At 68.1% G+C, this 20,397-nt stretch carries 17 protein-coding genes; 12 read left to right on the forward strand and 5 right to left on the reverse strand.

Features of this window, described 5'->3' with window-relative positions:
• Position 1 precedes the first annotated feature (1 nt).
• Complete coding sequence (locus M5E06_RS00300; protein WP_109075987.1) at positions 2-223, forward strand: hypothetical protein; 222 nt, start codon at positions 2-4, stop codon at positions 221-223.
• A gap of 62 nt (positions 224-285) precedes the next feature.
• Here the strand turns inward: M5E06_RS00300 and M5E06_RS00305 are convergent, their stop codons facing one another.
• Together M5E06_RS00305 and M5E06_RS00310 are read right to left on the reverse strand one after the other, a co-directional pair.
• On the reverse strand, positions 286-1,956 hold the full coding sequence (locus M5E06_RS00305) for a cation acetate symporter (protein WP_252136745.1): 1,671 nt from the start codon (positions 1,954-1,956) through the stop codon (positions 286-288).
• A complete protein-coding gene (locus M5E06_RS00310; protein WP_252136746.1) occupies positions 1,953-2,276 on the reverse strand; it encodes a DUF485 domain-containing protein in 324 nt (107 codons plus the stop codon). Before M5E06_RS00310 ends, M5E06_RS00305 begins: the two co-directional genes overlap by 4 nt.
• A gap of 231 nt (positions 2,277-2,507) precedes the next feature.
• Here M5E06_RS00310 and M5E06_RS00315 point away from each other — a divergent pair, with 231 nt between their 5' ends.
• The 6 genes from M5E06_RS00315 to M5E06_RS00340 all read left to right on the forward strand — a co-directional run bounded on the left by M5E06_RS00315 (position 2,508) and on the right by M5E06_RS00340 (position 11,831).
• The gene (locus M5E06_RS00315; RefSeq protein WP_252136747.1) at positions 2,508-5,297 is read left to right on the forward strand and encodes a cache domain-containing protein; all 2,790 of its coding nucleotides are present in this window, start codon (positions 2,508-2,510) and stop codon (positions 5,295-5,297) included.
• A gap of 65 nt (positions 5,298-5,362) precedes the next feature.
• Complete coding sequence (locus M5E06_RS00320; RefSeq protein ID WP_252136748.1) at positions 5,363-6,085, forward strand: response regulator transcription factor; 723 nt, start codon at positions 5,363-5,365, stop codon at positions 6,083-6,085.
• Positions 6,086-6,254: 169 nt separating this feature from the next.
• The gene (locus M5E06_RS00325) at positions 6,255-7,919 is read left to right on the forward strand and encodes an acyl-CoA synthetase (protein WP_252136749.1); all 1,665 of its coding nucleotides are present in this window, start codon (positions 6,255-6,257) and stop codon (positions 7,917-7,919) included.
• 211 nt (positions 7,920-8,130) lie between these two features.
• A complete protein-coding gene (locus M5E06_RS00330) occupies positions 8,131-8,880 on the forward strand; it encodes an electron transfer flavoprotein subunit beta/FixA family protein (RefSeq protein WP_252136750.1) in 750 nt (249 codons plus the stop codon).
• Positions 8,881-9,046: 166 nt separating this feature from the next.
• Entirely contained in the window at positions 9,047-9,973 is a 927-nt protein-coding gene (locus M5E06_RS00335; protein WP_252136751.1) for an electron transfer flavoprotein subunit alpha/FixB family protein, read from the forward strand.
• A gap of 37 nt (positions 9,974-10,010) precedes the next feature.
• A complete protein-coding gene (locus tag M5E06_RS00340; RefSeq protein WP_252136752.1) occupies positions 10,011-11,831 on the forward strand; it encodes an acyl-CoA dehydrogenase C-terminal domain-containing protein in 1,821 nt (606 codons plus the stop codon).
• On the opposite strand, the gene M5E06_RS00345 is transcribed toward M5E06_RS00340, so the two are convergent.
• The gene (locus M5E06_RS00345) at positions 11,773-12,432 is read right to left on the reverse strand and encodes a pseudouridine synthase (RefSeq protein ID WP_252136753.1); all 660 of its coding nucleotides are present in this window, start codon (positions 12,430-12,432) and stop codon (positions 11,773-11,775) included. The genes M5E06_RS00340 and M5E06_RS00345 overlap by 59 nt on opposite strands.
• A gap of 87 nt (positions 12,433-12,519) precedes the next feature.
• Between M5E06_RS00345 and M5E06_RS00350 the strand changes: the two genes are divergently transcribed.
• Positions 12,520-13,446: a 2-hydroxyacid dehydrogenase gene (locus M5E06_RS00350; protein ID WP_252136754.1), complete on the forward strand. Its 927-nt coding sequence runs from the start codon at positions 12,520-12,522 to the stop codon at positions 13,444-13,446.
• A gap of 3 nt (positions 13,447-13,449) precedes the next feature.
• Here M5E06_RS00350 and ubiB read toward each other — a convergent pair whose 3' ends face one another.
• Positions 13,450-14,988, reverse strand: coding sequence for a 2-polyprenylphenol 6-hydroxylase (ubiB, locus tag M5E06_RS00355; protein ID WP_109073673.1), 1,539 nt, complete (start codon positions 14,986-14,988; stop codon positions 13,450-13,452).
• Positions 14,989-14,994: 6 nt separating this feature from the next.
• Positions 14,995-15,798 carry a class I SAM-dependent methyltransferase gene (locus M5E06_RS00360; protein WP_252136755.1) on the reverse strand — a complete coding sequence of 268 codons (804 nt, stop codon included), beginning with the start codon at positions 15,796-15,798 and terminating at the stop codon, positions 14,995-14,997.
• A 325-nt stretch (positions 15,799-16,123) separates the two neighbouring features.
• Here M5E06_RS00360 and rpmI point away from each other — a divergent pair, with 325 nt between their 5' ends.
• The 4 genes from rpmI (at position 16,124) to pheT (ending at position 20,355) form a co-directional block, all read left to right on the forward strand.
• Positions 16,124-16,324: a 50S ribosomal protein L35 gene (gene rpmI / locus M5E06_RS00365; protein ID WP_012975158.1), complete on the forward strand. Its 201-nt coding sequence runs from the start codon at positions 16,124-16,126 to the stop codon at positions 16,322-16,324.
• Positions 16,325-16,360: 36 nt separating this feature from the next.
• Entirely contained in the window at positions 16,361-16,732 is a 372-nt protein-coding gene (gene rplT, locus M5E06_RS00370) for a 50S ribosomal protein L20 (RefSeq protein WP_012975157.1), read from the forward strand.
• Positions 16,733-16,863: 131 nt separating this feature from the next.
• Positions 16,864-17,931 (forward strand): phenylalanine--tRNA ligase subunit alpha, encoded by a 1,068-nt coding sequence (gene pheS, locus M5E06_RS00375; protein ID WP_252136756.1) that lies wholly within the window; start codon positions 16,864-16,866, stop codon positions 17,929-17,931.
• A 12-nt stretch (positions 17,932-17,943) separates the two neighbouring features.
• A complete protein-coding gene (gene pheT, locus M5E06_RS00380; RefSeq protein WP_252136757.1) occupies positions 17,944-20,355 on the forward strand; it encodes a phenylalanine--tRNA ligase subunit beta in 2,412 nt (803 codons plus the stop codon).
• The last annotated feature ends 42 nt before the right edge of the window (positions 20,356-20,397 follow it).

Below are 20,397 nucleotides of genomic sequence, written 5' to 3' on the forward strand. Positions count from 1 at the left end.
GATGATCGGGAATGACGGGAAGCCGGTGTCCAAGGAGGAGGTGCGCAAGCACATCGCCGCCTACAACGGCCAATCGCGCGGCTCCAAGGAATTTGCGGCGATCCCGCGGGCGCTGGTCACCATCCTCGACGGGCTGAAGCCGGGCAAGACCGGCTACGTCAAATGCCTGGACGGGCAGGTGCAGCTGTCGCGCCGCAAGGACAACAGCGTTTCGGCCGGCTGACAAAGGAAAAGCGTCCTTCCCCTGGTCTGGGGAAGGGCGCTTTCGGTCGGAATGTCAGGCGATCAGTGCTTGGCCGCGGCGGCGGCACCGATGCCGGTCTGGGAGCGGACGAACTGGTCCTCGAAAGCCTCGCGCTCGGCACGGGCGGACGCGCTGCTGTCCAGCTTCGACACGATGATGGTGACGAGGAAGGCCAGCGTCATCGAGAACAGGGCCGGCTGCTCGTAGGGGAAGATTGGCGCCGGGTTGTTCAGCACCACGACCCACACGGCGTTCGACAGGATCACCAGCGTGACCGCGGAGATCAGGCCGGCGATGCCGCCCGCCAGCGCGCCGCGGGTGGTCAGCCCCTTCCAGTACATCGACAGGATCAGCACCGGGAAGTTCACCGACGCCGCGACGCCGAAGGTCAGGCCGACCAGGAAGGCGACGTTCTGCTTCTCGAAGGCGATGCCCAGCACCACGGCCAGCACGCCCAGCACCAGCGACGCGATCTTGGAAACGCGCATCTCCTCGCGCTCCGTCGCCTCGCCCTTGCGGATGACGCGGGCATAGAGGTCATGGGCGATGGCCGAGGCGCCGGCCAGCGCCAGACCCGACACCACCGCCAGGATGGTGGCGAAGGCGACCGCCGACAGGAAGCCCAGGAACAGGTCGCCGCCCAGCGCCTTGGCCAGATGCATCACCGGCATGTTGCCGCCGCCGATCAGCTTGCCGCCGACCTTGCCGCCTTCGAAGAACTGCGGGTCGGTGCCGACGATGGTGATCGCCGCCATGCCGAGAACGCAGACGATCAGGAAGAAAAAGCCGATGAAGCCCGAGGCGTAGAAGACCGACTTGCGGGCCTCGCGCGCGTTGGGGACGGTGAAGAAGCGCATCATGATGTGCGGCAGGGCGGCCGTGCCGAACAGCAGGCCCAGCGACAGCGACACCGCCGACACCGGGTCGGCCAGCAGCGTGCCCGGCCCCATGATCTTCACGCCGTCCTTGTGCGCGGCGATGGCGCTCTTGGCGATGGCCTCCAGGCTGAAGCCGAAGCGCGACAGCGCCAGGAAGGCCAGCAGAATGCCGCCGCCCAGCAGCAGCACCGCCTTGATGATCTGCACCCAGGTGGTGGCGATCATGCCGCCGAAGGTGACGTAGACCACCATCAGCACGCCGACCACGACGACCGCGATGTTGTAGTCCAGCCCGAACAGCAGCTTGATCAGCTGGCCGGCGCCGACCATCTGGACGATCAGGTAGAAGCACACCACCGTCAGCGAGCCGATGGCGGCGAAGGTGCGGATCTTGCCCTGGTCCAGCCGGTAGGAGGCGATGTCGGCGAAGGTGAAGTGGCCGAGGTTGCGCAGCCGCTCCGCCAGCAGGAACAGGATGATCGGCCAGCCGACGAAGAAGCTGATGGTGTAGACGAAGCCGTCATAGCCCTTGGCGAACACCAGGCTCGACAGGCCCAGCAGCGTCGCGGCCGACATATAGTCGCCGGCGATGGCCAGACCGTTCTGGAACCCGGTGATGCCGCCGCCCGCGGTGTAGAAGTCCGAGGTGGAGCGGGTGCGGCTGGCCGCCCAATAGGTGATGCCCAGCGTCATCAGCACGAAGGCGATGAACATGCCGATGGCCGACAGGTTGATCGGCTGCTTCTCCACCTGCCCGACATCGCCGGCGGCGAGTGCAGGCAGGGCGAACAGGGTGGCGGCAGCCGCCGCGATGAGGATCCGGCGGGCGGTCATTGCAGCGTCTCCCGCGTGATCTCGTCGGTCAGGTCCTGAAAACGGCCGTTGGCGAAGTGGGAATAGACGCCGGTCAGCAGCCAGGACAGGATGATGATCCCCGCCCCGATGGGAAAGCCGACGCTGAGCGACGACTCGTCGGAAATCGGCTTGTGCAGCAGGTCCGGCGCGAAGGCGACCACCATCATGAAGGCGTAGTAGCCGACCAGCACGATGGCCGACAAGACCAGGGCCAGCCGGCTGCGCTGGCGGACCAGTTCGTGGAATTTGGGGTTCCGGCGGACCCTCTCGTAAACCGGATTGTTGGCGGGGGAGTGCATGTTTCCTCCAGACGCTGGACGTCCTTGTGGTGCCCGACCCAAATCAATGGGATTCGGCTTATGTCCTTCCGGCTAACAAAACACTGTTTCGCAAATTTCCCGGAAATATGACGAATTGTTTCAACGCAATTCAGGTAACAATCCCACCGATTCGCATTGAGGCGCGGCGGCGAAGCTGGGATGATGGCGGCGCCTCCCCAATCCCCGCATCCTGCCGCCCCCGCCCGGAAAATGATCCGCTCGCCCCTGTTCCTCCGGCTGTTCTCGGCGATCCTGATCTCGCTCGGGCTGTTCTCCGCCGCGGCCTATGTCTTCTCCGTCCCTTTCATCGAGGAGAAGGCTTACGAGATCGAACGCGACGCCAGCCGCACCATCCTTGACAACGTGTTCGAACTGGTCAGCCGCATCCGTGTCGGGCTGGAGGAACAGCGGACATCCACGGTGGAGTCGTACAAGACCCGCCTGCGCGATGTGCTGGAACTGGCGGTCGGCTATATCGAGCATGTTTATGCCCGCGCCGACCGTGGCGAGATCACGATGGAGGAGGCCCGGCGCGAGGCGATGGAGGGGCTGCACGCCTTCCGCTATGGCAACGGCGACTATGTCTGGGCCATCGGCTACGACTCGGTGATCCTGTCCCACCCGTCGCCCGATTATGAGGGGCGGAAGTCCGACGATTTGCGCGACAATCTGGGCCGCCACATCCTGCCCACCATCGTCGCCACCGCCAAGCGCGAAGGGGAGGGGTTCCAGACCTATCCGTGGTGGCGGCCCAACGGCGACGAGCGGGCGCCGAAGCTCAGCTTCTTCAAGGATCTGTCGAAGCGCGGCATCATCGTCGGCACCGGCGCCTATCTGGCCGACGTCGATGCCGAGGTGGAGCGGCGCAAGGCCGAGGCCATCGAGGATCTGCGCCAAGCCCTGCGCAAGCTGCGCATCGCCCGCACCGGCTATCTCTACATCTTCGATTCGGCGAACCGGATGATCATCCACCCGAATTCGAACATCGAGGGCACGGCCTTCGGCGACCGGCTGAATTCGGCCACCGGGCGCCCGATCGCCGAGGATTTGAAGGTTGCCGCGGCGAAGGGCGAGCCGCTGACCTACCTGTGGGACAAGCCCGACGATCCCGGCAACTATGCGTACGAGAAGATCAGCTGGGTCCGGCATTTCGAGGGGTTCGACTGGTACATCGCCTCGTCGGTCTATGTGGACGAGCTGCGGCGGTCGTCGGTGGTGCTGGGCAACCGCATCCTCGCCATCGGCATGGCGCTGATGGCGGCGGGCAGCCTGCTGGGCTACATCGCGGTCGGTCGGCTGGTCCGGCCGCTGCGGCGTCTGGCCGACACCGCGGCGCAGGTGCGCGCCGGCGACCTCGACGCCCAGAGCGGCATCCGCCGCGGCGACGAGATCGGGCTGCTGGGAACCGCCTTCGACGGCATGGTCCGGCAGTTGCGCGACACCGTCGCCACGCTGGACAGCCGGGTGCGCGACCGTACCGCCGCGCTGGCGGAGGCGGAAACCCGGCAGCGCGTGATCCTGGACGCGATTCCCGCCTGCATCGCCGGGCTGGACCGCGACGGCCGGCTGACCTTCGCCAATCTGCGCTGGGCCGAACTGGTCGGGCGCGACAAGGCCGAGGTGATCGGCCGCGACCTTGCCGCCGTGGTCGGCCGGCGTGCCATGGCGGCGCTCGGTTCCCATCTCGACCGCTGCCTGGCGGGGAACGTGGTGACCTTCGAATATGCCTTCCCGCGCGACGGCCGCGAGATGGTGACCAAGACGACGCTGATCCCGCATCGCGGCGAGGGCGGACTGGAGGAGGGCGCCGTCACCGGCCTGTTCGTGCTGACGCTGGACATCACCGACGAGAAGCAGACCGAACGCCAGCTGGTGGAGGCGCAGCGGCTGAAGGCGGTCGGGCAGCTGTCGGGCGGGCTGGCGCATGATTTCAACAACCTGCTGTCGATCATCATCGGCAACCTGTCGGCGGCGCGCGACCGCTACGCTTCGGTGGAGGGGCTGGACGCCTATCTGGAGCCGGCCCAGCGTGCCGGCCGCCGCGGCGCCGACATCACCGCCCGGCTGCTCGCCTTCTCGCGCCAGCAGCCGCTGAAGCCGGAACCGATCGAGCTGTGCGGCCTGCTGCGCGACATGGCGGTGCTGCTGCGCCGCTCCTTCCCCAGCTCCATCGCCATCGGCGTGCCGGAGGAGGGGCGGGAGTGCTGGACCATCGCCGACCAGACCCAGTTGGAGAACGCGCTGGTCAACCTCGCCATCAACGCGCGCGACGCCATGGCCAACGGCGGGCGGCTCGACATCGCGGTGGGCATCCGCAAGCTGGAGGGCGACCAGTCCTTCGACGAGCCGGTCCGGCCCGACGATTACCTGGAAATCCGCGTCAGCGACACCGGCACCGGCTTCACGCCGGAGGCGCTGGCCCGCGCGGTGGAGCCCTTCTTCACGACGAAGGCTTTGGGGTCGGGGCTGGGGCTGTCGATGGTCTACGGCTTCGTCAAGCAGTCGCGCGGCTATCTGCGCATCGACAGCCGGCCGGGGGAGGGGACCGTCGTCACCCTGCTGCTGCCGCGGGCCGAGCCGGTGGCACGCCTGCAGGATGCCGATCCGGCTTCGGCCGAACCGCAGCCCGGCGGTTGGTCCGGCCAGCTGGCGCTGGTGGCGGAGGACAACGACGACGTGCGGCAGGTGATGCGCCAGCAGCTGGTGGATCTCGGCTTCTCGGTGGTGGAGGCGGCCAGCGGCGACGAGGCGGCGGAGCTGGTGGAGCAGATCGACGGGCTGTCGCTGCTGGTCTCCGACATCGTGATGCCCGGCCTGTCCGGGGTGGAGCTGGCGCGGCGCGCCCGGCTGCTGCGGCCGGCGATGCGGGTGGTTCTGGTCAGCGGATTCGCCGTCGAGTATGGCGACGTCCCCGCCGATGCCGTCATACTGCGCAAGCCATGGGACAAGCGGGACCTGGTGGCGGCCATTGGCCACGCCACCGAACCCGCGCCGGCCTGATATGATCGGGCCAAATGAGCGCACCTGAAAAAATGCAGGGCGACGAGTGCCGAGGGGAAACGCGCGTGGGACAGAAGAAGCGCATCTATGTGGTCGAGGACGAGGCCGACATCCGCCGGCTGGTGACGGAGGTGCTGGAGGGCTACGGCTATGAGGTGTCCTGCTGGGCCAGCGGGCGGGAGGCGCGGGCGGCGATCCAGCGTCAGGCCCCCGACCTGTGCCTGGTGGATCTCGGCCTGCCGGACATGGACGGGCTGACCCTGGTGCGCGAGCTGTGGGAGGACGTGCGGTTCGGCGTCATCATCCTGTCCGGGCGCGGCGGCACCTCCGACCGCGTGCTGGGGCTGGAGTTGGGGGCCGACGACTATATCGTGAAGCCGTTCGAGTCGCGGGAACTGGTCGCCCGCGTCAACAGCGCCATCCGCCGCCGCGAACAGCTGTCCAGCGCCGCCGTCCCGGTGGAGACCGCGCGGGCGCGCTTCGGCCCCTGGGTGTTCGATCTGGGCAACCTGACGCTGACCGCCGACGATGGCCGGCAGGAAAGCCTGACGGCGGCGGAGGCCTCGCTTCTGCTGATGCTGCTGAAGGCGCCCAAGCGCGTGCTGTCGCGCGAGCATCTGCAGGGTCCCGACCAGGACCGCGACGACTTTCCCTATGACCGCAGCATCGACGTCCGCATCTCGCGCATCCGCAAGAAGATCGAAGAGGACCCGCGCGCGCCGCGGCTGATCAAGACGGTCTATGGCGCCGGGTACCTGTTCGCGGGAGACGTGACGTGGTTGCGATGATTGGGCTGCGGTGATGGGGGCACCCCCTCGCGCCACCGTGAAACAACGCCAATAACAATTGGTCATAATCCTGAGAAAGTTGCGCAAAGCTGATCTGGTAGAGGCTGTTTCCAACACCGCCGCGCCCAATGTCGGCGCGCAACAAAGAACCCCTGGGGAGAACGGTCCGATGAGTGAAACTGCCGCCGCGGCGAATCAAAGCGTCGATGTCCGCGTCAATCCGTACGAGCGCGATCTCGACCGCAACGCCGCCAATTTCGTTGCCCTGACGCCGCTGACCTTCCTGGAGCGCGCCGCCGCCGTGTGGCCCGACCGGCTGGCCGTCGTCCACGGCCCGGTCCGCCGGAGTTGGGCGGAGACCTTCGGCCGCGTGCGCCGTCTGGCCGCGGCGCTGGCGAATGTGGGGATCGGCACCGGCGACACCGTCGCCATGCTGGCCGCCAACACGCCGGAACTGTTCGAGGCGCATTTCGGCGTGCCGCTGGCCGGGGCCGTGCTGAATGCCATCAACACCCGCCTGGACGCCGAGGCCATCGCCTTCATCCTGAAGCATGGCGAGGCGAAGATCCTGATCGTCGACCGCGAGTTCTCCGGCGTCGCCAGGAAGGCGCTGGCTCTGCTGGACTCGCCGATCCCGGTGGTGGACATCGACGACCCGACCTACACCGGCGGCGAGCTGATCGGCGACCGCGATTACGAGGCCTTCATCAGCGACGTCGGCACCGAGCATGCCTGGACCCTGCCGGCCGACGAATGGCAGGCCATCGCGCTGAACTACACCTCCGGCACCACCGGCAACCCGAAGGGCGTCGTCTATCACCACCGCGGCGCCTATCTGAACGCGGTGTCGAACGCGCTGTCCTGGAACATGGGCGACGCGCCCGTGTATCTGTGGACGCTGCCGATGTTCCACTGCAACGGCTGGTGCTTCCCATGGACCATCGCGGTCACTGCCGGCACCGCCGTCTGCCTGCGTCAGGTCCGCCCGGACGCCGTGCTGAACTTGATCCGCGACGAGAAGGTGACCAACTTCTGCGGCGCGCCGATCGTCCTGAACATGCTGAACAATGCGCCGGCCGAGCTGAAGCAGGGCATCGAGCAGAAGGTGAAGGTGATGGTGGCCGGTGCCGCCCCGCCCGCCGCCGTCATCGCGGGCATGGAGCGCATGGGCTGGGAAGTCACCCATGTCTACGGCCTGACCGAATGCTACGGCCCGACCGTGGTCTGCGTCTGGCACGACCGCTGGGACGGCCTGTCGCTGGACGACAAGGCGGCGATCAAGGCCCGCCAGGGCGTGCGCGGCCCGATGCTGGAGGCGGTGATCGTCGCCGATCCCGTCACGCTGGAGCCGGTGCCGAAGAACGGCCGCAGCATGGGCGAGATCATGATGCGCGGCAACAACGTCATGAAGGGCTACCTGAAGAACCCGAAGGCGACCGATGAGGCCTTCGCCGGCGGCTGGTTCCACACCGGCGACCTCGCCGTCTGGCATGAGGACGGGTACGTCGAGATCAAGGACCGGTCGAAGGACATCATCATCTCCGGCGGCGAGAACATCTCGTCGATCGAGGTGGAGGATGTCCTCTACAAGCATCCCGAGGTGCTGGAGGCTGCGGTCGTCGCCCGCCATGACGAGAAGTGGGGCGAGACGCCCTGCGCCTTCGTCACCCTGAAGGACGGCGCCACCGCGACCGAGGCCGACATCATCGCCTTCTGCCGGTCACACATGGCCCACTTCAAGTGCCCGCGCACGGTGGTGTTCGGCCCGCTGCCGAAGACCTCGACCGGCAAGATCCAGAAATACGTCCTGCGCAAGCAGACCGAGGGGCTGTAAGGGGCGGGGCTCTTTGCCCCCTCCCTAACCCTCCCCCTCATCGGACCGGCCTGCGGCCGGCCGAGGGGAGAGGGGACTGCCGCCGCTTTCGCAATCACGTCACGCCGGCAAGCGTCCTGCCCCCTCTCCCACCAAAGGTGGGGGAGGGATGGGGAGGGGGCCAACGTCTCGCCATGCCTGCACGCCGCCCATTTTCAAAGGGACCCGCGCCATGAAGATCCTCTGCGCCGTGAAGCGCGTCGTCGACTACAACGTCAAGATCCGGGTGAAGACCGACCAGTCCGGCGTCGAGACGTCCAACGTGAAATTCTCGATGAACCCCTTCGACGAGATCGCCGTCGAAGAAGCGGTGCGCCTGAAGGAAGCCGGTGCGGCGACCGAGATCGTCGTCGTCTCCGTCGGCCCGGCCCAGGCCCAGGAGACCCTGCGCACCGCTCTCGCCATGGGTGCCGACCGCGCCATCCTGGTGCAGACCGATGTCGAGACCCAGCCGCTGGCCGTCGCCAAGGTGCTGAAGGCGCTGGTCGAGAAGGAAGCGCCGGGGATGGTGATCCTCGGCAAGCAGGCGATCGATGACGACTGCAACCAGACCGGCCAGATGCTGGCCGCCCTGCTCGGCTGGGGCCAGGGCACCTTCGCGTCGAAGGTCGTTGCCGGTGACGGCAAGGTCGCGGTGACGCGCGAGATCGACGGCGGCCTTGAGACGGTGGAACTGAAGCTGCCGGCGGTGGTCACCGCCGACCTGCGCCTCAACGAGCCGCGTTACGCTTCGCTGCCCAACATCATGAAGGCGAAGAAGAAGCCGCTGGAGACCGTCACGCCGGACGCGCTCGGCGTCGATGTGACGCCGCGGCTGCAGACGGTCAAGGTGGCCGAGCCGGCCAAGCGTCAGGCCGGCATCAAGGTGCCGGACGTCGCCACGCTGGTCGACAAGCTGAAGAACGAGGCGCGGGTGATCTGAGCGCCGGCTCCGGTGCCCCCACCCTAACCCTCCCCCGCTTCGCAGGGGAGGGAACTGCCGCCGAACGCCGACAAGCATCCTGCCCCCTCCCCCGCCCAGCGGGGGAGGGTCGGGGTGGGGGCAAGTCTCCGCACTGCCAACACCCCGCCCGACAGAGGAATCCGCCATGCCCATCCTGATCCTCGCCGACCACGACAACACCAGCCTCAAGCCCGCCACCGCCCACGCGGTGACCGCCGCTGCCAAGCTGGGCAGCGACGTCCATGTCCTCGTCGCCGGCCGCAACGCCGCCTCGGCCACCGAGCAGGCCGCCAAGCTGGCCGGCGTCGCCAAGGTGCTGCTCGCCGACGATGCCGCCTACGAGCACGCCCTGGCCGAACCGGTCGCGGCCCTGCTGGTCTCGCTCGCCTCCGGCTACAGCCATGTCCTCGCCGCCGCCACCTCGGTGGGCAAGAACGTGCTGCCGCGCGCCGCGGCTCTGCTCGACGTGGCGATGATCTCCGACATCACCACCGTGGTCTCCGCCGATACCTTCGAGCGGCCGGTCTACGCTGGCAACGCCATCGCCACCGTGCAGTCGGCCGATGCGGTGAAGGTCGTCACCGTCCGCACCACCGCCTTCGAAGCGGCGGCAGCCACCAACAGTGCGCCGGTCGAGAGCATCGCCGCCGTGGCCGATCCCGCCCTGTCGAGCTTCGTCTCGGCCGAGCTGTCGAAGTCGGAGCGTCCGGAACTGACCTCCGCCCGCATCATCATCTCCGGCGGGCGAGGCATGCAGTCGGGCGACAATTTCCACCTGCTGGAGGCCATCGCCGACAAGCTCGGCGCCGCCGTGGGTGCCAGCCGGGCCGCCGTGGATGCCGGCTTCGTGCCGAACGACTATCAGGTCGGCCAGACCGGCAAGATCGTGGCGCCGGAGCTGTACGTCGCCGTCGGCATTTCGGGTGCGATCCAGCACCTCGCCGGCATGAAGGACAGCAAGGTGATCGTCGCCATCAACAAGGACGAGGAGGCGCCGATCTTCCAGGTCGCCGACTACGGCCTCGTCGCCGACCTGTTCAAGGTGCTGCCGGAGCTGCAGCAGGCCGTCTGATCCCGTTCATTTCCTCCGTTACCCGAAGAGGTCCCCCATGACCGCCGCCGCGATCCCCTACACCCCGCCGCTGAAAGAGATCCGCTTCGTCCTCGACCACCTCGCCGGCATGGCCGATGTCGCGGCTCTGCCGGGCTTCGAGGATGCCAGCCCCGACATGGTGGACAGCATCCTGGGCGAGGCGGCGAAGATCGCCGAGAATGTCCTGGCTCCGCTGAACCGCATCGGCGACGTCCAGGGGGCGAAGCTCGGCGCCGACGGCATCGCCCGCACGGCGGAGGGCTGGGGGGCGGCTTGGCAGGCGCTGGTGGAGGGCGGCTGGAACGGGCTGCCCTTCGATCCGGCGCGCGGCGGCATGGGGCTGCCCAACCTGCTGAACACCGCCGTGCAGGAGATGTGGCATTCCGCCAACATGGCCTTCGCGCTCTGCCCGATGCTGACGCAGGGGGCGGTGAACGCGGTTCAGCTCTACGGCTCCGACGCGTTGAAGGACATCTACCTGCCCAAGATGATCTCGGGCGAGTGGACCGGCACCATGAACATCACCGAGCCGCAGGCGGGTAGCGACCTTGCCGCCACGCGGTCGCGCGCGGTGCCGAACGGCGACCATTACCTCGTCAGCGGGCAGAAGATTTTCATCACCTACGGCGACCATGACCTGACGGAGAACATCGTCCATCTGGTGCTGGCCCGCCTGCCCGACGCGCCTCCGGGCGTGAAGGGTATCAGCCTGTTCGTCGTGCCGAAGTTCCTGGTCAACGCGGACGGCAGCCTGGGCGCCCGCAATCAGGTGAAGTGCGTGTCGCTGGAGCACAAGCTGGGCATCCATGGCAGCCCGACCGCCGTGCTGTCCTTCGGCGACGAGGGCGGGGCGACCGGCTTCCTCGTCGGCGAGCCGAACCGCGGCCTGGAATACATGTTCGCCATGATGAACCACGCCCGGCTGAACGTCGCCATGCAGGGCCTGTCGATCGCCGAGCGCGCCTATCAGCAGGCCTTGGCCTATGCCCGCGACCGCGTGCAGGGCAAGCCGCTGGGCTGGACCGAGGGCCAGTCGAAGGGCATCGTCAACCATCCCGACGTCCGCCGCCTGCTGATGGGCATGAAGGCGCGGATCGAGGCGATGCGCGGCATCCTCTACACCGCCGCCGCCGCGGTGGACGTGGCGCACCACCATGCCGACGAGGCCGCCCGCGGCCGCGCCGCGCTGCTGGTCGACCTGCTGACCCCCATCGCCAAGGGCTGGTGCACCGAGACCGGCCAGCAGCTGGCGTCGGACGGCGTGCAAATCCATGGCGGCATGGGCTTCATCGAGGAGACCGGGGCCGCCCAGCATCTGCGCGACGCCCGCATCACCACGATCTATGAAGGCACGACCGCCATCCAGGCCAACGACCTGATCAACCGCAAGATCCTGCGCGACGGCGGGACGACCGCCAACGGGCTGCTCGACGAGATCGCGGCGCTGGGCGGCGAGCTGTCCGGCCATGCGGACGAAGCGTTGCGGGTCACCGGCGCCGAACTGGTGGCTGCGGCGCATGAGGCCAAGCAGGCGGTGGCCTGGGTGCTGAGCGTGGCGAAGCAGGACCCGCGCCTGCCGGCCGCCGCGTCGGTGACCCTGCTGGAGCTGATGGGCGTGGTCGCCGGCGGCTGGCAGTTGGCCCGCGCCGCCAAGGTGGCGACCGAGCGGCTGGCGGCGGGCGATACCGACACCGCCTTCCTGTCGGCCAAGCCGCTGACCGCCCGCTTCTTCGCCACCCATGTGCTGCCGAAGGCGGCGGCGCTGCGGGCGACCGTGGTCAACGGCTCCGCGAGCGTGATGGCGCTGAGCGAGGAGCAGCTGTTCGGCGCGGCTTGACGGAGTCGCGCTTACCGGTTGGTGCCGGGGTCTTTGGCCCCTTGGTGGGTGTCGCGGGCGGTTGGGGGACCTCCCGCCACTGCCCCGGCGCCAACCCCTCCAACGTCCAGTCGCCGATCGACCAGCGGATCAGCCGCAGGGTGGGGAAGCCGACCGCCGCGGTCATGCGGCGGACCTGCCGGTTGCGTCCCTCGCGCAGAGTCAGCGCGATCCAGCTGGTGGGGATGGCGGCGCGGTAGCGCACCGGCGGGTCGCGCGGCCACAGCGACTCCGGCTCCTCCATCCGCCGCACCTCGGCAGGCAGGGTGGGACCGTCCTTCAGCGTGACGCCGCGGCGCAGCGCCTCCAGCGCCTCGTCGGTCGGGATACCCTCCACCTGCACCCAATAGGTCTTCGGCATCTTGTTGGCGGGCGAGGCGATGCGGGCGATCAGCGGGCCGTCGTCGCTGAGCGCCAGCAGCCCCTCGCTGTCGCGGTCGAGCCGGCCGGCGGCATAGACGCCCTTCACCGGCACCAGCTCCGCCAGGGTCGGACGGCCCTGGTCATCGGTGAATTGCGGCAGCACGCCATAGGGCTTGTTCAGCAGGATCAGGCGCGGCACGGGCATGCGTCCTTGCGGATTGCGGAGTTTTGGAAAGGCGCTATCGTTCGCGCCCCAAACACTCACCTACATAGCAGGGGTTCGGCCGTGACGCTTCTGTTCTGCTCCGCCAGCGACAGCGCCGAGGATTGGCGCCGGGAAATCGCCCGCCATCTTCCCGGCGTGGAGATGCGCGTCTGGCCCGAGACCGGCGAGGTCGCCGACATCGAGGTGGCCGTGGTGTGGAAGCCGCCGGCCGGCATGCTGGCGACGCTGCCCAACCTGAAGCTGATCGTGTCGCTGGGCGCCGGGGTGGAGCCGATCCTGCAGGATCCGACCCTGCCCGACGTGCCGCTGGTCCGCATGGTGGCGGACGGGCTGACGGTCGACATGGCCGGCTATGTGGCTTATCAGGTTCTCTACTGGCATCGGCTGATGGATGGTTATGCCGCCCTCCAGGCCGAGGCGCGGTGGGAGCAGAGGGACCATCGCCCGGCCTCCGAGGTGACCGTCGGCTTCCTGGGGCTGGGCGAGTTGGGAGCGGCGTCCGCCCGCACGCTGCGGACCCTGGACTACCGCCTGATGGGCTGGAGCCGCAGCCCGAAGAGCATCGAGGGGGTGGAGAGCTTCTCCGGTCCCGATGGGCTGGCGGCGATGCTGCCGCAGTGCGATTTCCTCGTTTGCCTGCTGCCGCTGACCGACGAGACCCGCGGCATCATGAATGCGTCGCTGTTCGCCGCCTTGCCCAAGGGGGCGGTGGTGATCAACGCTGCCCGCGGTGGGCATCTGGTCGAGTCGGACCTGCTCGACGCGCTGGAGAGCGGGCATCTGCACGGCGCCAGCTTGGACGTCTTCGCGACGGAGCCGCTGCCGGCCGACCATCCGTTCTGGCGCCATCCGCAGGTCCGCATCACCCCCCATGTCGCCGGGATCACCCACCCGTCGCGCTGCGCCGTGCAGGTGGCCGACGCGGTGAAGGCCCTGCGCGACGGCCGGCCGCTGCCCAATCTGGTGGACCGCAGCCGGGGGTATTGAGCTTTACAGCATCTGAACCGCGATCACCGCCAGCAGGGCCGCGATCACCCACAGGGCGATGCGGTCCGAGCGGCGACGGGTCTCCCAGCCGTTCAGCATCTGGCGGACGGTCTGCGGGTGCAGGCGCACCCCACCCTCCGCCATGTCGCGGGTCACCCGTTCGGCCTCGCTGACCAGGGCGGGGATGCGGCGGACGGTGGACAGGATGGCGCCGGCATCGTTGATGAACTGCGCCTCCGGCCCGCGATTCTCGCGCATCCACTCCTCGATCAGCGGCCGGGCCAGTTCCCACATGTTGATGTTGGGGTTCAGCAGCCGGCCGACGCCCTCCGCCGTCAGCATGCTTTTCTGAAGGAGAAGCAACTGCGGCTGGGTTTCCATCTCGAACTGTTCGGTGACGGCGAACAGCTGGGCCAGCAGGCGGCCGACCGAGATGTCGGCCAGCGGCTTGTTCTGCAACGGCTCGCCGATGGCGCGGCAGGCCTGGGTGAAGATCTCGATCGATTGGTGGCGCGGGACGTAGCCGGCCTCGAAATGCACGATGGCGACGCGGCGGTAGTCGCCGGTCAGGAAACCGATCAGCATGTCGGCGAGGTAATAGCGCGTCTCGCGGTCCAGCCGCCCCATGATGCCGAAATCGACGGCGGTGATGGTGCCCTGTTCGTTGATGAACAGGTTGCCGGGATGCAGGTCGGCGTGGAAGAAGCCGTCGCGGAACACCTGATTGAAGAAGCTGGCCGAGGCCATCGCCAGGATCTCGTCGCGGTCGAAACCGGCGGCGGAGATACGGGCCGGCTCGTCCACCTTGAAGCCGCGGATGCGCTCCAGCGTCAGCACGCGGCCGGCGGTGCGCTCCCAATCGACCTTCGGCACGTTGAAGGTCTCATCGTCCTTGAAGTTCGACGCCAGCTCCGACGCGGCGGCCGCCTCCATCCGCAGGTCCATCTCCAGGCGGGAGGTGCGGGCGAAGGTGTCGACCACCTCGACCAGCCGCAGCCGCTTCAGCCGGGGCAGCACCCATTCGGCAAGGTTCGCCAGCCGGTAGAACAGGTCGATGTCGCGTTCGAAGGCCTGTTCGATCCCCGGACGCAGCACCTTGACCGCCACCTCCTGCCCGTCGGCGGTGACGGCGAAATGCACCTGGGCGATGGAGGCGGCGGCGACCGGCTTGTCGTCGAAGCTCTGGAACAGGGCATGGACCGGCTGGCCGAACTCCGCCTCGATGATGGCGCGGGCCTGATGGGCGGGGAAGGGCGGCAGCTTGTCCTGCAACTCGGCCAGATCGACGGCCATCCGCTCGCCGACCAGATCGGAGCGGGTGGAGAGCAGCTGTCCCAGCTTGATGTAGGTGGGGCCGAGTTCGGCCAACGCGCGGGCCAGCCGCTCGCCCTCGCGGCCGGGCACGCCTTTGCGGGCGACTCGGCGCCACAGCCAGAGCAAGCCGGGGGCGGTGCCGAGCAGGCTGGTGGGCAGGGCGTCGTGACGGGCGACCGTCCGGCCGATCACGGCCATCCGGATCAGGTTGCGCAGGATGCGGAACACGGGAGCCTAGATCCGCCAGCCGGAATGGATGGCGGCGATTCCGCCCGACAGGTTGCGCACGCGCACGGCGCCGAATCCGGCCGCCTCGATCCGTTTGGCCAGATCGGCCTGCTGCGGGAAGCGGCGGATGCTCTCGGCCAGATAGCGATAGCTCGCCTCGTCCTTCGCCACGACGCGGCCCATGAAGGGCAATACCTGGAAGGAATAGACGTCGTACAGCTCGCGAAGCACCGGCAGGACGACGTGGCTGAATTCCAGGCAATAGAACTTGCCGCCGGGCTTCAGGACGCGGTGGGCCTCCTTGATCGCCTCGTCGATGCGGGTGACGTTGCGCAGGCCGAAGGCGATGGTGTAGGCGTCGACCGAGCGCGAAGCGATGGGCAGCTTTTCCGCATCGCCGACCGTCCATTGCACGCCGGACAGGATGTTGCGGTCGATGGCGCGGTCGCGGCCGACCCGGACCATCGCTTCGGTGATGTCGCAGACCACAGCGGCCCCGCCACCCTTCTTCAGGAAGCGGAAGGCGATGTCGCCGGTGCCGCCCGCCACGTCCAGCAGGGTCATGTCCGGCTTGGGCGCCACCAACTCCATCAGCGTGTCCTTCCACAGCCGATGGATGCCGCCCGACATCAGGTCGTTCATCAGGTCGTAGTTGGTCGCCACGCTGTCGAAGACGGCGCGGACCAGCCCGGACTTGGCGGACGGATCGACGGGGGTGAAGCCGAACCAGTTGCCTTCGGCACCGGAGGGGGCGGCACCGGAGACGGGCTTTTGCGGGTCGGCGGAGGATGGGGGGGTGCGGTCGCTCATGGCCGGGAACATAGCGCGGGCAGGGGCCTTGCGCCAGCGGGGGCGTGCGATGCGGAAGACGCTGCGGCGAATGGCGTAGGGCGGGGGCGGGCCAGGGGAGGCGGACGATGGAACGACTGGATTTCCGCCTTTGGGGAATGACGGCCGAAGAGGAGCCTCGGGTCCAGGGCGTTGCAGAAAGCCTTTCCGCCACATCCCCCTTGCATCCCGCCGTCCTCGCGCGTATAAGCCCATCCTTCCACGGGCGGCGAGGCTGGGCCGTATGGCTCAGGGCATGCCCAACCGTCCGATGGAATTCCGCCTCATTTCCCTCTAGGAAACGAAAATGCCCAAGCTGAAGACGAAGAGCGGCGCCAAGAAGCGCTTCAAGGTGACCGCCACGGGTAAGGTCCGCGCTCAGGCCGCCTACAAGCGCCACTGCCTGGAACAGAAGTCCCCGAACATGAAGCGCAACGCGCGCGGCATGATGACCCTGTGCGACTCCAACGCCCGCACGGTGCTGAAGAACTGGCTGCGCAACGCCTGATCTCGGCACATTGTAGAATTCGGAAGGACCTGAACCATGGCTCGTGTTAAGCGCGGCGTCACGACGCACGCCCGTCACCGCAAGATCCTGAAGCTCGCCAAGGGCTACCGGGGTCGCAATTCCAAGAATTTCCGTATTGCGATCGAGAAGGTCGAAAAGGCGCTTCGTTACGCCTACCGCGACCGCCGCAATAAGAAGCGCGATTTCCGCGGCCTGTGGATCCAGCGCATCAACGCCGGCGTCCGTCAGTACGGCCTGACCTATTCGCGCTTCATCAACGGCATCAAGCTGGCCGGCATCGAGATCGACCGCAAGGTCCTGTCCGATCTGGCCGCGCGCGAGCCGGAGGCCTTTAAGACCCTGGTGGACAAGGCCCAGGCCGCGCTCGCCTCCAAGGCCGCCGCGTAACGCCCAGCGCTTCCCGTCCTAGGGAACGCTTGCCGTCACGGCGTCAGTTGTAAGAGAAGGGAGCCGGGCCGCTGGGCCGGCTCCCTTTTTCTGTTTGCACCGATTTTTCCCCACGCTTGCCGGGAACCGCCATGCTCGACGCGCTGAAAGACGAACTTCTGTCGCAGGTCAACGCCGCCGCCGACCTCTCGGCGCTGGACGAGGTGCGGGTCTCCGCGCTCGGCAAGAAGGGGCGCATCACCGGCTTCATGAAGGAGCTGGGGAACCTCACGCCGGACGAGCGCAAGGAGCGCGGTCAGGCGCTGAACGCGCTGAAGGACGAGATCGCCGCCGCCATCGACGCGCGCAAGGCCGACCTCGCCGCCGCCCACCTGAAGGCGCGGCTGGAGGCCGAACGGGTCGACGTGACCCTGCCGGTCCGGCCCGAGACCGAGGGGCGCATCCACCCGATCAGCCAGACGATGGACGAGATGATCGCCATCTTCGCCGAGATGGGATTCTCGGTCGCCGAAGGGCCGGACATCGAGGATGATTTCCACAACTTCACCGCCCTGAACTTCCCGCCCGGCCACCCGGCGCGCGACATGCACGACACCTTCTATCTGCCGGATTCGGCCGATAAGAAGATGCTGCTGCGCACCCACACCAGCCCGGTGCAGGTCCGCACCATGCTGAACAACAAGCCGCCGATCCGCATCATCGCGCCGGGGCGGACCTACCGCTCCGACTACGACATGACCCACACCCCGATGTTCCACCAGATCGAGGGGCTGGTCATCGACGAGGCGACCAACATGGGGCACCTGAAGGGCTGCCTCGTGGAGTTCTGCCGCGCCTTCTTCGATGTGGACGACCTGCCGCTGCGCTTCCGCCCCAGCTTCTTCCCCTTCACCGAACCGTCGGCGGAGGTCGATATCGGCTGCTCGCGCAAGGGCGGCGAGCTGAAGCTGGGCAATTACGGCGACTGGCTGGAGATCCTCGGCTGCGGCATGGTCCACCCGAACGTGCTGGAAGCCTGCGGCATCGATAGCACCAAGTACCAGGGCTTCGCCTTCGGCATGGGGGTGGAGCGCGTCGCCATGCTGAAATACGGCATCCCCGATCTGCGCACCTTCTTCGAAGCCGACCTGCGCTGGCTGAAGCATTACGGCTTCGCCTCCCTCGACATTCCCAACATCGCCCACGGCCTGACGCGCTAAGGAGCCGGACCCATGAAGTTCACGCTGTCCTGGCTGAAGGACCATCTGGAGACCGACGCCTCGCTCGACCAGATCACGGAAAAGCTGACTGCCCTCGGGCTGGAGGTGGAAGGCGTCCATGACCGGTCGAAGGAGCTGGCGCCCTTCCGCGTCGCCCATGTCGTCTCGGCCGAGAAGCACCCGGACGCCGACAAGCTGCGCGTGCTGATGGTCGATACCGGCGCCGGCACCCTGCAGGTCGTCTGCGGCGCCCCGAACGCGCGCGCCGGCATGAAGGGCGTCTTCGCGCCGGAGGGGACCTATGTCCCAGGTTCCGACATCACGCTGAAGAAGGGCGTCATCCGCGGCGTCGAGTCGAACGGCATGATGTGCTCCAAGCGCGAGTTGAAGCTGTCCGACGAGCATGAGGGCATCATCGAGCTGCCGGACGACGCGCCCGTCGGCGCCGGCTTCGCCGATTATGCCGGTTTGAACGATCCGGTCATCGACATCAACCTGACGCCCGACCGCGCCGACTGCGCCGGCGTGCGCGGCATCGCCCGCGATCTCGCCGCCGCCGGCATGGGCACGCTGAAGCCGCTGACCGCCGGGCATCTGGACACCACGCCGGTGAAGGGCCGCTTCGCCAGCCCGATCGGCGTCAGCATCGCCGCGCCCGAGGCCTGCCCGCTGTTCGTCGGCCGCTATATCCGCGGCGTGAAGAACGGCCCGTCGCCGAAGTGGCTGCAGGACAAGCTGGTGTCGATCGGCCTGCGCCCGATCTCGGCGCTGGTCGACATCACCAACTACCTGACCTTCGACGCCGCCCGACCGCTGCACGTCTTCGACGCCGACACGGTGAAGGGCAACATCACCGTCCGGCTGGGCCGCGAGGGCGAGACGCTGGCGGCGCTGAACGGCAAGGAGTACGCGCTGGACGGCGCCATGACCGTGGTGGCCGACGACGAGCGGGCGGAGGCTCTGGCCGGCATCGTCGGCGGTGAGCCGACCGGCTGCACCGAACAGACCGTCAACGTCTTCGTCGAGGCGGCGCTGTTCGATCCGGTGCGCACGGCGCAGACCGGCCGCCGGCTGGGCATCGACTCCGATGCGCGCTATCGCTTCGAGCGCGGCGTCGATCCGGCCGCGGTGTTTGCCGGCATGGAACGCGCCACCCGCCTGATCCTGGAACTGTGCGGCGGCGAGCCGTCGGAACTGGTGGTCGCCGGGGCCGAGCCGGACTGGAAGCGCAGCCTGACCCTGCGCGCCGGCCGAGTCGCGGCGCTGGGCGGCGTCGAGCTGCCGCGCGACCGTCAGGTGCAGATCCTGATGGATCTGGGCTTCACGGTGGAAGGCGAGGACGAGGATGGCCGGCTGCGCGTCGGCATTCCGTCCTGGCGCGCAGATGTCCATGGCGAGGCCGATCTGGTCGAGGAGGTGCTGCGCGTCCACGGCTTCGACGCCATCCCGGCGACGCCGCTGCCGCGCGAGACGGTGCTGACCCGTCCGGCCCTGACGCTGAAGCAGCGCCGGGTTGCGCTGGCCAAGCGGACGCTGGCCGCCCGCGGCCTGTCGGAGGCGGTGACCTGGTCCTTCCTGTCCGGTCCGGTCGCCGAGCTGTTCGGCGGCGGCCAGCCCGGCCTGCGGCTGGTCAACCCGATCAGCAGCGACCTGGACGTCATGCGCCCGTCGATCCTGCCCAACCTGATCCAGGCCGCCGGCCGCAACGCCGACCGTGGCTTCGCCGACGTCCGCCTGTTCGAGGTTGGGGCGGCCTTCCGCACCCCGGCGCCGGACGGGCAGGACAGCGTCGCCGCCGGCATCCGCGCCGGGGCGGCGGTGCCGCGCCATTGGGCGGAGAAGGCGCGCGGCGTCGATGTGTTCGACGCCAAGGCCGACGCGCTGGCGGTTCTGGAGTCGGTCGGCGCCCCCGCCGGCAATCTGCAGGTCACCACCGACGCGCCGGGCTGGTACCACCCCGGCCGCTCCGGCGTGCTGCGACTCGGCCCCACCGTGATGGCCCGCTTCGGCGAGATCCATCCGTCGGTGCTGGAGGCTCTGGGCGTCAAGGGTCCGATCGTCGGCTTCGAGGTGATGCTGGACGCCGTGCCGCTGCCGAAGAAGAAGGGCGGCACCGCCAAGCCGATGGTCCAGCTCTCCGCCTTCCAGCCGGTGGAGCGCGATTTCGCCTTCGTCGTCGACCGCAAGGTCGAGGCCGACAAGATCCTGCGCGCGGTGAAGGGCGCAGACAAGGCGCTGGTCAAGGATGTCGTGGTGTTCGACGTCTATGAGGGGCCGGGCGTGGGCGAGGGGCGCAAGTCGGTCGCCGTGTCGGTCACCTACCAGCCGACCGGCGCAACCCTGACCGATGAGGCGATCGAAGCGGTCGGCCAGAAAATCGTCGCGGCGGTGGTCAAGGCGACCGGTGGAAATCTCCGCGCCTGAGACTATCTCTCAAAGGTTGAAGTTTCTGCTGTTCAAGAAAAG

Source organism: Azospirillum sp. A1-3, assembly GCF_023806445.1.
Lineage (GTDB): Bacteria > Pseudomonadota > Alphaproteobacteria > Azospirillales > Azospirillaceae > Azospirillum.

What these genes read in the sequence shown, in the direction of transcription:
- M5E06_RS00300 (WP_109075987.1), top strand. Translation starts at nt 2, where the DNA reads ATGATCGGGAATGACGGGAAGCCGGTGTCCAAGGAGGAGGTGCGCAAG.
- M5E06_RS00305 (WP_252136745.1), bottom strand. Translation starts at nt 1,956, where the DNA reads ATGACCGCCCGCCGGATCCTCATCGCGGCGGCTGCCGCCACCCTGTTC.
- M5E06_RS00310 (WP_252136746.1), bottom strand. Translation starts at nt 2,276, where the DNA reads ATGCACTCCCCCGCCAACAATCCGGTTTACGAGAGGGTCCGCCGGAAC.
- M5E06_RS00315 (WP_252136747.1), top strand. Translation starts at nt 2,508, where the DNA reads ATGATCCGCTCGCCCCTGTTCCTCCGGCTGTTCTCGGCGATCCTGATC.
- M5E06_RS00325 (WP_252136749.1), top strand. Translation starts at nt 6,255, where the DNA reads ATGAGTGAAACTGCCGCCGCGGCGAATCAAAGCGTCGATGTCCGCGTC.
- M5E06_RS00330 (WP_252136750.1), top strand. Translation starts at nt 8,131, where the DNA reads ATGAAGATCCTCTGCGCCGTGAAGCGCGTCGTCGACTACAACGTCAAG.
- M5E06_RS00335 (WP_252136751.1), top strand. Translation starts at nt 9,047, where the DNA reads ATGCCCATCCTGATCCTCGCCGACCACGACAACACCAGCCTCAAGCCC.
- M5E06_RS00340 (WP_252136752.1), top strand. Translation starts at nt 10,011, where the DNA reads ATGACCGCCGCCGCGATCCCCTACACCCCGCCGCTGAAAGAGATCCGC.
- M5E06_RS00360 (WP_252136755.1), bottom strand. Translation starts at nt 15,798, where the DNA reads ATGAGCGACCGCACCCCCCCATCCTCCGCCGACCCGCAAAAGCCCGTC.
- rpmI (WP_012975158.1), top strand. Translation starts at nt 16,124, where the DNA reads ATGCCCAAGCTGAAGACGAAGAGCGGCGCCAAGAAGCGCTTCAAGGTG.
- rplT (WP_012975157.1), top strand. Translation starts at nt 16,361, where the DNA reads ATGGCTCGTGTTAAGCGCGGCGTCACGACGCACGCCCGTCACCGCAAG.
- pheS (WP_252136756.1), top strand. Translation starts at nt 16,864, where the DNA reads ATGCTCGACGCGCTGAAAGACGAACTTCTGTCGCAGGTCAACGCCGCC.
- pheT (WP_252136757.1), top strand. Translation starts at nt 17,944, where the DNA reads ATGAAGTTCACGCTGTCCTGGCTGAAGGACCATCTGGAGACCGACGCC.